Annotated in this window: 10 protein-coding genes; 4 read left to right on the top strand and 6 right to left on the bottom strand. The window is 59.2% G+C overall.

The window, feature by feature from the left end:
- Positions 1-116: 116 nt before the first annotated feature.
- From NI20_RS0109455 to spoVAC, 6 genes are all read right to left on the bottom strand, one after another.
- Complete coding sequence (locus NI20_RS0109455; RefSeq protein ID WP_033121159.1) at positions 117-1,808, bottom strand: FAD-dependent oxidoreductase; 1,692 nt, start codon at positions 1,806-1,808, stop codon at positions 117-119.
- Between the two features lies 1 nt (position 1,809).
- A complete protein-coding gene (locus tag NI20_RS0109450; RefSeq protein WP_033121158.1) occupies positions 1,810-2,130 on the bottom strand; it encodes a rhodanese-like domain-containing protein in 321 nt (106 codons plus the stop codon).
- Positions 2,131-2,143: 13 nt separating this feature from the next.
- Entirely contained in the window at positions 2,144-2,449 is a 306-nt protein-coding gene (gene trxA / locus NI20_RS0109445; protein WP_033121157.1) for a thioredoxin, read from the bottom strand.
- A 74-nt stretch (positions 2,450-2,523) separates the two neighbouring features.
- Positions 2,524-2,901, bottom strand: a complete 378-nt coding sequence (locus NI20_RS0109440) for a rhodanese-like domain-containing protein (protein ID WP_033121156.1) — start codon at positions 2,899-2,901, stop codon at positions 2,524-2,526.
- A gap of 58 nt (positions 2,902-2,959) precedes the next feature.
- Positions 2,960-3,706, bottom strand: coding sequence for an SDR family NAD(P)-dependent oxidoreductase (locus NI20_RS0109435; RefSeq protein ID WP_033121155.1), 747 nt, complete (start codon positions 3,704-3,706; stop codon positions 2,960-2,962).
- A 281-nt stretch (positions 3,707-3,987) separates the two neighbouring features.
- Positions 3,988-4,431, bottom strand: coding sequence for a stage V sporulation protein AC (gene spoVAC / locus NI20_RS0109430; RefSeq protein ID WP_033121154.1), 444 nt, complete (start codon positions 4,429-4,431; stop codon positions 3,988-3,990).
- Between the two features lie 125 nt (positions 4,432-4,556).
- Here spoVAC and hemW point away from each other — a divergent pair, with 125 nt between their 5' ends.
- The 4 genes from hemW to NI20_RS0109410 all read left to right on the top strand — a co-directional run bounded on the left by hemW (position 4,557) and on the right by NI20_RS0109410 (position 11,279).
- Positions 4,557-5,675, top strand: a complete 1,119-nt coding sequence (gene hemW, locus NI20_RS0109425; RefSeq protein WP_033121153.1) for a radical SAM family heme chaperone HemW — start codon at positions 4,557-4,559, stop codon at positions 5,673-5,675.
- 117 nt (positions 5,676-5,792) lie between these two features.
- The gene (locus NI20_RS0109420; RefSeq protein ID WP_033121152.1) at positions 5,793-8,726 is read left to right on the top strand and encodes an S-layer homology domain-containing protein; all 2,934 of its coding nucleotides are present in this window, start codon (positions 5,793-5,795) and stop codon (positions 8,724-8,726) included.
- Between the two features lie 527 nt (positions 8,727-9,253).
- Positions 9,254-10,576: a VCBS repeat-containing protein gene (locus NI20_RS0109415; protein ID WP_033121151.1), complete on the top strand. Its 1,323-nt coding sequence runs from the start codon at positions 9,254-9,256 to the stop codon at positions 10,574-10,576.
- Between the two features lie 13 nt (positions 10,577-10,589).
- Positions 10,590-11,279 carry a response regulator transcription factor gene (locus tag NI20_RS0109410; protein ID WP_033121150.1) on the top strand — a complete coding sequence of 230 codons (690 nt, stop codon included), beginning with the start codon at positions 10,590-10,592 and terminating at the stop codon, positions 11,277-11,279.
- Positions 11,280-11,299: the final 20 nt, after the last annotated feature.

Genomic DNA, 11,299 nt, shown 5'->3' with positions numbered 1-11,299 from the left:
TTGCCGCCTGCAATTCACAGACAGCAAGCCCTTTCAGCTGCTTGAACAATTTTTACTTCAGAATATTGTCTAACTTTTTGGGGTCACTTCATGTGGAATCTGAGAAGGGGTTATTGTTATTTGTCCATACCGCAGGCAGTGGCCGATTCAATGAGGCAGCGGTCGTTCATTACCGCGTCGTAGAACCGGAAGCCACCGGAGAAGTTATAGCACTCGAAGCCGTTTCCGGCCAGGATACGGCAGGCGATGTAGCTGCGCAGGCCGCTCTGGCAGATGACGTACACCGGTTTGGACTTGTCCAGCTCGCCCAGCCGCTCCCGCAGTTCGTCTACAGGAATGTTGGTGAAACCATCGATATGTCCGTGCGCAAATTCCTCCACCGTGCGGGTATCCAGCAGCGTCACGCTGCCGTCCCGGGGGAGGTTGCCCACATCCGCCAGATGCCACTGTTTTAGCACGCCGCCGGCAATGTTCTCGATCATGAAGCCCGCCATGTTCACCGGGTCCTTGGCGGAAGAATAGGGCGGTGCGTAGGCCAGGTCCAGGTCCTTCAATTCGGTGGCCTTCAGCCCTGCCCGGATGGCGGTGGCCAGCACATCGATGCGCTTGTCTACGCCCTCATAGCCCACGATCTGGGCGCCCAGTAGGCGGTAGGTCTCCTTTTCAAAGACTACCTTCATGGTCATGACCTTGCCGCCGGGGTAGTAGCCCGCATGGCTCATGGGGGAGAGGACAACGGTGTCCACGTCCAGCCCAGCCTTTTTTGCGTTGGTTTCGTTGACACCGGTGGAAGCCGCTGTCATATCAAAGACCTTGATGACGCTGCTGCCCTGGCTGCCCATATAATGGCTGTCGCCGCCGCAGATGTTGTCCGCCGCGATACGGCCCTGCTTGTTGGCGGGGCCTGCCAGGGAGAGCAGAACATCCTGTCCGGTGACGAAATGCTTCACCTGCACCGCGTCGCCCACGGCATAGATGTCGGGAACGGAAGTCTCCATCCGGTCGTTGACCACGATGCTGCCCTTGATGCCCAGCTCCAGTCCAGCTTCTTGAGCGAGGTGGGTGTCCGGAGAAACGCCGATGGCCAGCACCACCATGTCGGCATGGAGGGGAGCTTCGTCCTTCAGCAGCACATCCACGCCACCGTTCTTTTCCTCGAAGCCCTCCACCGTGTGACCCAGAGCCAGCTTCACGCCATGGCGGCGCATTTCACTGTGGATAAAGGACGCTATGTCCGGGTCAAAGGGGTTCATCAGCTGCTTGGGCCGCTGGACGATGGTGACCTCCATCCCCAGCTCCCGCAGGTTCTCCGCCAGCTCCAGGCTGATGAAGCCGCCGCCCGCCAACACGGCTGACTTGGGGTGGTTCTGGTCAATGTACTCCTTGATGCGGAAGGTGTCCTCCACAGTGCGCAGGGTAAACAGCCTGTCCAATCCCACACCGGGGAGCCGGGGCTGGGTGGGCTTGGCTCCGGGAGAGAGGATCAGCTTGTCGTAGCTTTCCTCGAACACATCTCCGGTTTCCAGATTTGTCACGGAGACCGTCTTTTTGTCGGGGTGGATGGCAGTGACCTCGTGGCGTACCTTCATGTTGACCCGGAAGCGGGAGAAGAAGCTCTCCGGCGTTTGGAGGGTCAGCTCCTCGGGGTTCTCAATGACTCCGCCAATGTAATAGGGCAGACCGCAGTTGGCGTAGGAGATGAATCCAGACCGCTCAAACACCACGATCTCCGCCTGCTCCTCCAATCTGCGGATGCGGGCCGCAGCAGTAGCGCCGCCTGCCACGCCGCCTACGATGACAACCTTCATATCAATGCTCCACCTTTCCTGCATAAGCGGCGATGCCGCCGATATTTTTGACATTGGTGTATCCCATGCGCCGCAGCGCGCTGACTGCCTGGCTGCTTCTGGCTCCGCTGTGGCAGTAGACAAACACGGGCGTATCTTGATTATTGACGAAGCCGGTCACCTTGTCAAGGGACTGAAGCGGCACATTCTTGCTGCCGGGGATATGTCCTTCCCGGTACTCTTCCAGCGTGCGGACATCCAGCAGAACAGCGCCGGGCGTGGCCTGATACTCTTTTACACCCTGACTGATGTCGGGTCCTTTCAGGAAATCGAAGAATCCCATGCCTGCGCCCTCCTTACAGCATGGCCAGGATCTGGCTTTTGGGTCTTGCTCCCACCATTTGATTGGCCACCTTGCCGCCCTTCATTACCACCAGGGTTGGGATGCTCATAACGCCGAACTGTGCGGCCAGTTCCGGCTGCTCGTCCACATTGACCTTGCCAACTTTGATGTCGCCGCGCTCGGCTGCAATCTCATCCACAATGGGAGTGACCATCCGGCAGGGGCCGCACCAGGGCGCCCAGAAGTCCAGCAGGACGGGTTTCTCAGAATTCAGAACTTCATTCTGAAAATTATTCTTGTTGATATTGATAACAGACATATGCAAGTCCTCCTATGATCTCTTGTTTGATGACTCCATGATAACCGGGATTTCATACAAGTTCCGTGATATTGTCACGAAGCGCCGCTGACGGTCTCTCCCGTCCAGTCATTGATGCCGCCGAACTCGACGATGTTGGTATAACCCAGCTTTACCAGCTTTTCGGACGCCTGCTTGCTGCGGCAGTATACCAGGATCAGCTGCTCTTTGTCCGGCAGCTCCGGGATATCCTGGTCACCGATGGTCTCGTTGGGAATATTGACAGCCCCGGGGATATGCTTCTCACTGAATTCCTCCGCAGTCCGGACGTCCAGAATGAGATAGCCGCTCTCCTCCTCCATCATGGCGGCGGCTTCCTCTGCGTTGATCTGACGGTAGGTACTTTCCTCCGACTGCGCTCCGCATCCGGTCAAAAGCAGCAGGGCCATCAAAAAGGGTATCATTCTCTTCATAGTCATTCCTCCGTGTTTTGAAAACGAGGCGGCTGCGTGTCAGCTGCCCCGTTTGTTTTTAGGTTCTTGCCATACCATCCACACTCAGCACCACGCCTGTAATATAGGACGCTTCATCAGAGGCCAGGAACACAAACGCATTGGCGATGTCCTCCGGCTGGCCCAGACGGCGCAGGGGGATCTGCTTAATCATCGGCTCGATCACTTCCTTGGGAACAGCCTTCATCATGTCGGTCTCCGTGATGCCGGGAGCCACCGCGTTGACCCGGATGCCCTTGGGACCAAGCTCACGGGCCAGGGATACTGTCAAGCCATTCACTGCGAACTTGGACGCGGGATAGGCAAAGCCGCTGGGTTGGCCAGAAATACTGACCATAGAGGACGTGGAGAGAATAACGCCCTTTCCCCGGGCCACCATGCACTCACTGGCCGCCCGTGTGGCGTTGAACACGCCTTTCACATTCAAATTCATAACCTTATCGAAGGTCTCCTCAGTATATTCGGTAAAAGGGGTGCTTTCAGACACACCAGCATTGTTCACCAGAATATCCACGCAACCATACTTTTCAGTGGCTTCACGGAACGCATTACGGACAGATTCCAGACTGGACAGATCAGGGCTGATCCCCGCGACGGTTGCCTCCGGATATTTTTCTTGCAGCTGTGCAACAGCCTTATCAGCCGATGCCTGAGAACTTGCAGTCAGGATGACGGTAGCGCCTTCCTTCAGAAATTTGTCCGCAGTAGCAAACCCGATGCCCCGGCTGCCGCCGGTGATAATCGCAACCTTATCTTTCAGTCTCATATTCAGACCGCCTTTCTTTTTGTTTATGGCCGTATCATAACAGATTCTGTGTGGTCTTCCGTGATAATATCACATTTTATCGATCATCCCTTGCAGGCAGATGATTTCATACAAGCTCCTTAGTCAAACTGGAATAAGCATCTATATAAAGGTTTCCAAGGAAACTTTCTCCCCCATTTCATGGAGTTCAAGAGCCTTTTCGCTTCTATTTGGCCTTACGAGTTACAATAGACATACAAAAAAGCACCCACTTCACCGATTGTGAAGTGGGTAAATTTGTTCTAAAAACTCTGCAATAACACAAGAATTATGCCATAAATAACGCTTGCACTGACACCATAAACGATCACAGGCCCCGCTATGGTAAACATTTTGGCACAGCTTCCCTGCGTTATAGACTCGCTCTTAAAGTCGATGGCGGGGGAGACAACGGAGTTGGCAAAGCCCGTGATCGGCACGAGCGTGCCGGCCCCGGCAAAGCGCGCGATGGAATTGTAAAGGTTTAAGCCTGTTAAAAGTGCGGAGAGGAAGATGAGGCAGATCGAGGTCGCCGTGCCTGCGTCCGCCTTTGCAAGGCCGAGCGAGAGAAAGCCGTTCTGGATGAGCTGGCCGAGCGCGCAGATCGCGCCGCCGATGAAAAAGGCAAAGGCGGTATCCTTGAAAATGGGCGATTTGGGCGCAAGGCGCTTGACATACTCCTGATATTCCTGAGGCGTCATATCCATGAAGAATCACTCCTTTTGTCGTAGTGTTTGCGGGAAATGGACGAAATATCCGCGCGATACCGTCTTGCGCGCGGCGAGGTTTGTGTTACAATGGGCGAGGACATTTTTGCAAAGGAGTTGACGCGATGCGACCGCTGGGACTGTATCTCCACATTCCGTTCTGCAAGGCAAAGTGCATTTACTGCGACTTCTACTCGCTTCCTCATTCGGAGGAGAAGATGGACGCCTACACCGCGGCCTTGCAGCGCGATCTGATGCGCTGGGCGGATCAGGCGAAAGGCCATACCGTTGACACGATCTACTTTGGCGGCGGCACGCCGAGCTATCTCGGCGCAGACCGGCTCTGCCGCATTTTAGAGACGGTCTTTGCCCATTACCGCGTGGACAAAAACGCTGAGATCACGACCGAGGCGAATCCCGATAGCGCACGGGAGGTATCAGCACTGCGGCAGCTCAGAGAAGCGGGCTTCAACCGCATTTCACTCGGGATGCAGTCGGCGAGCGACGACGAGCTGCGCCTGATCGGGCGCGTCCACACGCATAAAGAGACGGTCGAGGCCGTGCGCGCCGCCCGCGCGGCGGGCTTCGACAATGTGAGCCTCGATCTCATCTACGGCCTACCCGAGCAGACAATGGCGCACTGGCGGGAAAACCTGCAAGCGGCCATCGCTTTACGGCCTGAGCACCTTTCCTGCTATGGGCTCAAGATCGAGGAGGGCACGCCGCTCGACCGCAAAAAAGACGCCCTGCGCATCCCCGACGACGATGAACAGGCGGAGGAGTACCTTGCAACGGTCGAGCTGCTCGAAAAGGCGGGCTACGCGCAGTATGAAATTTCGAACTTCGCGCGTCCCGGGCGCGAGTCGCGCCACAACCTCAAATACTGGACGATGCAGGAGTATCTGGGCTTCGGTCCTGGCGCGCATTCGGACTTCGGCGGGCGGCGCTTCGCCTACGCGCGCGACTTGAATGCTTACATCAAGGGTGAGGAGCACCTTTCCGAAAGCGCATGCCCCGCGGAACGCGAGCGCGAAGAAGAACGCGTCATGCTTGCCCTGCGCACCGCGCGGGGGCTCGACCTGTCGGCGCTCAAGGAGGACACGCGGGATGCCGAGGCAGTGCTCGAAGAGTGCGCGCGCCACGGCCTTTCCCAAAAGGAAAACGGCCGCTGGCGGCTGACGCCGCAGGGCTTTCTAGTGTCAAACGCCGTCATCGTGCGGGTGCTCGAGGCGCTTTCCCTCTAAATTTTGCGAAAAAAGTGGAAACTTTTTCCGCGTTTTCGCGTCTTTACTTATGGCAGGGTATCTGCTATACTGTGTTATGTTTACCAATTCAAGGCATTTTCAGCAAGGAGGCAAATCGTGAAATCCATTATCCGTAAGTTTTTGTCGCTGTCGCTGGCAGTCGTGCTGGCGGCGGCTCCGCTCAACGCCTTCGCGTCTGACGCGCTCGGCGACGATCTGACGAGCTCAAATGTTGAGGTCAATGAGCGCACCGAGCTCAACGCCGGTACGTTCTGGAGCAATACCTACTCCGACCTTCGTCAGGAGAATTATGTGGTCTACTCGCCCAACGCACGCGTGAAGCCCATTGTGAGTAGCGGCAGCTACAGCACGCAGCTCTCGACCGTCTCGGCAGCAGCGCGCACGCTGGAGGCCGACGGCTACCGCGTGGTCGCGGGCATCAACGGCGATTATTACGACACCGCCAACGGCATCGCGCTCGGCAGCGTGATGAGCGAGGGCGTTTTCCGCAACATCTCCGGCAGCTATTATGCCCTCGGTTTCTACGACGACGGCACGGCGGTGATGGGCAAGCCCAACCTGCGCATCAACGCCGAGACCGACCGCGGCAGCACGTTCGGGATCACGGCCATGAACTATGTCCGCCAGACGTCGTTCGGTATCTTCCTGTATGACGACAGCTTCAACGCCCGCGGCACGATCGGCACGAGCGAGCCGGGCCTTGATGTCATCTGTTCGGTGGATCGCGGTGAGCTGGGCATCGGCGAGGAGCTGACGCTTCGGGTCGAAAACATTGTCGAAAGCGGCGTGGACACCGCGGTCGGCAAGGGGCAGTATGTGCTGTCGGTCAACCTCAAGTCCAGCGAGAGCTATTTGGCCTCCATGCGTGCGCTTCAGGTCGGCGACCGCATCACGGTCTCCGTCAGCGCGAGCGGCAGCGAGTGGAGCGGCGTGACGAACATGATCGGCGCGCTCTATCAGCTGGTCGAAAACGGTCAGGTCTGCGCGGGCCTTGTCAACGGCAGCGCGCCGCGCACGGCTGTGGGCCTCAAGCGCGACGGCTCTCTTGTGATGTACACCATCGACGGCCGCCAGAGCGGCTATTCCATCGGCGCGACGCTGACGCAGGTCGCCGAGCGCATGATCGAGCTCGGCTGCGTGACGGCGCTGAGTCTGGACGGCGGCGGCTCGACCGCGCTCGTCGCGACGCAGCCCGACAGCACGACGGCTTCGCTTGTGAACAAGCCCTCCGGCGGCAGCGAGCGCGCGGTGACGAACCACCTCTTCTTAGTGGCCGACAGCCGCCCGACGAACTCCGTGGGCCATGTGTATCTTGAAAGCGAGAGCACCCGCGTGCTCCCGAACGCGCAGGTCAAGCTGACCGCGACGGCGCTTGACACGAATTATATCCCCATGGCAAATTCCAATGTCTCCCTGCGCGCGGATAAGGGCACCATTGACGGCAATGTCCTGACCGCGCCCGCCTCCGGCACCGTGACGGTGACGGCGAACGCGGGCGGCGCGAGCGCGCAGACGAAGATCGATGTCATCACGCAGCCCGACAGCATCAGCGTCCGGCAGAACGGCAAGAGCGTGAGTTCGATCACGCTCAGCGCGGGCGAGACGGCGACGCTGACCGCCTCGGCGATGTACCGCCATTTGCCGGTGCTCGGCGACAACAAGGGCTTTACCTGGACCGTGCAGGGGAATGTCGGCACGATCGAAAACGGCGTGTTCACGGCGTCCGGCAGCATCGGCAGCGGCAGCGTGACGGCGAGCCTCGGCCGCAGTTCCGTGACGGTCCCTGTGACGGTGACGGCGCGCGCCCTGCGCACGCTCGACGGCTTTGAGACCTCGTTCGCGACCGCGACCGGCACGCGTGCGATGCTCTCCTACAACAGTGAGATGACCCGCGTGCACAACGGCTACGCCTCCGCACGGCTTGACTATGCGACCGGCAGCGAGGGCAACTCCTACATCGGCCTCAACTATGCCATTCCTTCAAATTACGACCAGCTCAACTTCTGGGTCTACGGCGACAATAGCGGAGCGCAGCTCGCGCTGGTGACGGATACTGGCAGCGTGAACCTGGGAGCTCTCAACTTCTCCGGCTGGAAGCTCCTGACGGCGAACCTCGGCGCGGCGACCGCGATCACGGGCATGATCGTCTCTTCGGACACGGAGCTTATCAGCGCCGTGTACCTTGACCAGCTCGTGCTCTCCTACGGCGGCCTGACCGATACGACCGCGCCGAAGCTCTCGCTCCAGTACAATGCGGCGAGCAACACTGTGACCGGCACGGTGAAAGATGACATCGACGGCGCGGCCATCCCGACCATTCGCGTGACCTACGACGGCAAGAGCTACACGTCCTACACCTATAACCAGTCCAGCGGCACGCTGAGCATTACGCTTCCCGCGGCGGACGGCGCACAGCACCGCGTGAGCGTGGTCGCGGGCGACGCGAGCGGCAACCTGAGCCGCGCGGGCGTGAACGCCGGTACGTCGAGCGCGACGCCGGCCTTTGCCGACATGCAGGACCACTGGGCAAACGACGCGGTCGCGTACCTCAAGCGCAGCGGCATTTCGAACGGCTCGAACGGTAACTTCCTGCCGGATACGAACATCAGCCGTCAGGAATTTGCCGTGCTGCTCGCGCGTTACTTAGGTTCTTCGCAGGATTATTCCTCCGTGCAGCTCCCGTTTGCCGATACGAATGAGATCGCATCCTGGGCGCTGAACGGCGCGAAGGCGATGTACTCGCTCGGCATCATCAAGGGCAGTTCCGACGGCTCGGGCAAGCTCTACTTCAACCCCACGGCCAACGTGAGCCGCCAGGAGGCGGTGACGATGCTCGGCCGTCTGACCGAAAAGGGCTACGCCCAGGGCGCGCTCAAGTTCACCGACAGCAGCGCGATCCAGTCCTGGGCGGCGGAGTATGTGAGCACGCTCAGCGAGATGGGCATCCTCACGGGCTTTGACGACGGCAGCTTCCGCCCCAACGGCGCAATGACGAGGGCGCAGGTGGCGACAGTCTTATATAAATTCTAAAACGAAAGGGAACGGCAAAGCCGTTCCCTTTCATTTTAGAGGGGGATTGCAGGCCGCTGCGCGCATAATTCGCCCGCCGTCGGCGGGCGAATTCCACACTTGCGGCCTGAGAAGAGTCATTTCCAACGCGCATGTCGTTGGAAATGACGATTAAAATTATTTCGCGTCTGCGGACGCGAAAGTCTGCGACGCTTGGGTGCGGTGGGCTGTTTCGCGCCCATGGGGCGCGAAATGCGCCGGGGGAGTGCGTGCGGGGCGCTGTTTTGCGCTCGAAGAGCGCAAAATGCGCGCCTGGGGTGGTGCGGAGACACTGTTTTGTGCTCAGGGAGCACAAAATGCGTGCTTTTTAGAATGCTGTTTTGCGCCCGGTGGGCGCAAAAGGCGCATCTTTCGCTTTGATGAGGCTTAGATAGGACATTGAACGCTGCTTTTTTGCGGAAAATGCGCAAAAAGGGGCTACCTTTTTGCGCGGCGGCGTGCTATGATAATTCTGTATTGGTATCTGTATGAAAGAGGAGGCGGAGAGAATGAAGCGCGCGGGGAAACTGCTGGTGATCGGATTATTTTCGCTGCTGCTTTCGGGCTGCATGTTCACGACGCCGGAGACGTCGCTCTACCGCCTGCCGAAGCTCGCGGGCGAGTATGAGTCGCTCGAATCGCAGATCGACGCGCTGCTCACAAACGGCGCGGAGTATGCCGCGCCCACGTCGGGCAGCAATTTGCAGAGTGTACAGATGATCGACCTGGATGGCGACGGCAGCGAGGAGGCAGTGGCCTTCTTCCGCCGCACGAGCGACAAAAAGCCGATGAAGATCTACATCTTCAAAGCCGACGGCGACAGTTACGAGCGCTACGCCGTGATCGAGGGCGCATCGAGCCAGATCTACAGCGTGAACTACGCGGATCTGGACGGCGACGGGCTTAAGGAAATCTTAGTCGGCTACAAGAGCAGCTCGGATGTGCAGGGGCTTGCCATCTATCCGCTCTCTCCCGGCACGCCGGAGTCGCTTTTGACGACGGGCTATTCCCGTTACGCGAACCTCGACATGAACGGCGACGGGAAGCAGGAACTTTTAATTATTTGCAGCGACGAAGAGAGTACGGCGCGCGTCGATTACTACGACTGGGATGACGGCGCGCTGCACGCGAAGTCCTCGCTGCGCCTGTCCGCCTCGGTGGCGGAGCTGAGCCGCCTGACCGCCGGTACGCTGACGGGCGGGGAGAACGCGCTGTTCGTCACGGGCGTGACGGGCGACAACCTGACCGTGACGGATGTGCTGGCGCTCAGAAGCGGGCGGCTGCAGAACATCGCCCTCGGCGCGGACGCGAATCAGGTACCCGCAGAGGAAATTTTCCTCGGCCTTTTCCCGCGCGATGAAAACAGCGACGGCGTGACCGAAGCGCCGAAGACGCGTCCCTTGCAGCGCTTTGACCGCGAGAGCGAGCTGCAGTATTACGTTGTCTGGGAGCAGTACAGCATCGACGGCACGGTGACGGACGTGCAGAGCTGCTTCCACAATGTGGCGGACGGCTGGAGCCTTGTGCTGCCGGACGAGTGGGACAAGGACCATCTGACCGTCGAGCGCAGCGCGGGCAGCGGCGAGACCGCTGTGTCCTTCTACCGCGCGGGCGAGGGCGGACTGAGAGAGAAACTGCTCACCGTCTACACCCTGACGGGCGAGGCGCGCGAGGGGCTTGCCAACATCGGCAGCCGCTTTGTGCTCACGCAGCAGGTGGAGGCGGTATACGCCGCACGGATCGGCGATGCATGGAATATCACGCTTGATGAGCAATCGCTGCGCGAGCGCTTCTCACTCATCATGGCGGAATGGACGATGGGAGACAACTGAGAGGAGAAACGATATGAAAAAAGTGCTGGTGCTGGAGGATGAAGCCAGTATCCGTAGTTTTATTGTCATCAATTTGCAGCGTGCGGGCTACGAGGTCGTGGAGGCTGAGTGCGGCGAGGAGGCGCTTCAAAAATTGCAGGAAAATCCCGACACGAAGCTGTGCCTGCTCGACATCATGCTGCCGGACATCGACGGGTTCGAAGTCTGCCGCCGCATCCGCATGTCGAACGCGCAGGTCGGCATCATCATGCTGACGGCGCGCACGCAGGAGATGGACAAGGTGACGGGCCTGATGACCGGCGCGGACGACTATGTGACAAAGCCGTTTTCACCCGCCGAGCTCACCGCGCGCGTGGACGCGCTGCTGCGCCGCATGGGCGAAAACACGCCGGCCACGCATACCGGAGAGTTGTATCAGCCGCCGTTTCTGCTGAACCTGACGAACCGGACGCTTGAAAAAAACGGCGAGCGCGTCAAGCTGACGCAGATCGAGTACGCGATCGTCAAGCTCTTTATGGAAAACAGCGGCAAGGCGCTCGCGCGCGAGGAAATTCTCGACGCCGTGTGGGGCAAGGGCTACTTTGGCGAGCTCAAGATCGTGGACGTGAATGTCCGCCGCCTGCGCCTCAAGATCGAAGATGACGCGCAGGAGCCGAAGTACATCTCCACCGTGTGGGGCTTTGGTTATAAATGGACGGTGTGAGCGCACCGAACGAAGGAGGG

Source organism: Oscillibacter sp. ER4 (assembly GCF_000765235.1).
GTDB classification, from domain to species: domain Bacteria; phylum Bacillota; class Clostridia; order Oscillospirales; family Oscillospiraceae; genus Hominicoprocola; species Hominicoprocola fusiformis.
The sequence above is the reverse complement of the archived record's forward strand: the minus strand, read 5'-3'. Positions and strand labels throughout refer to the sequence as shown.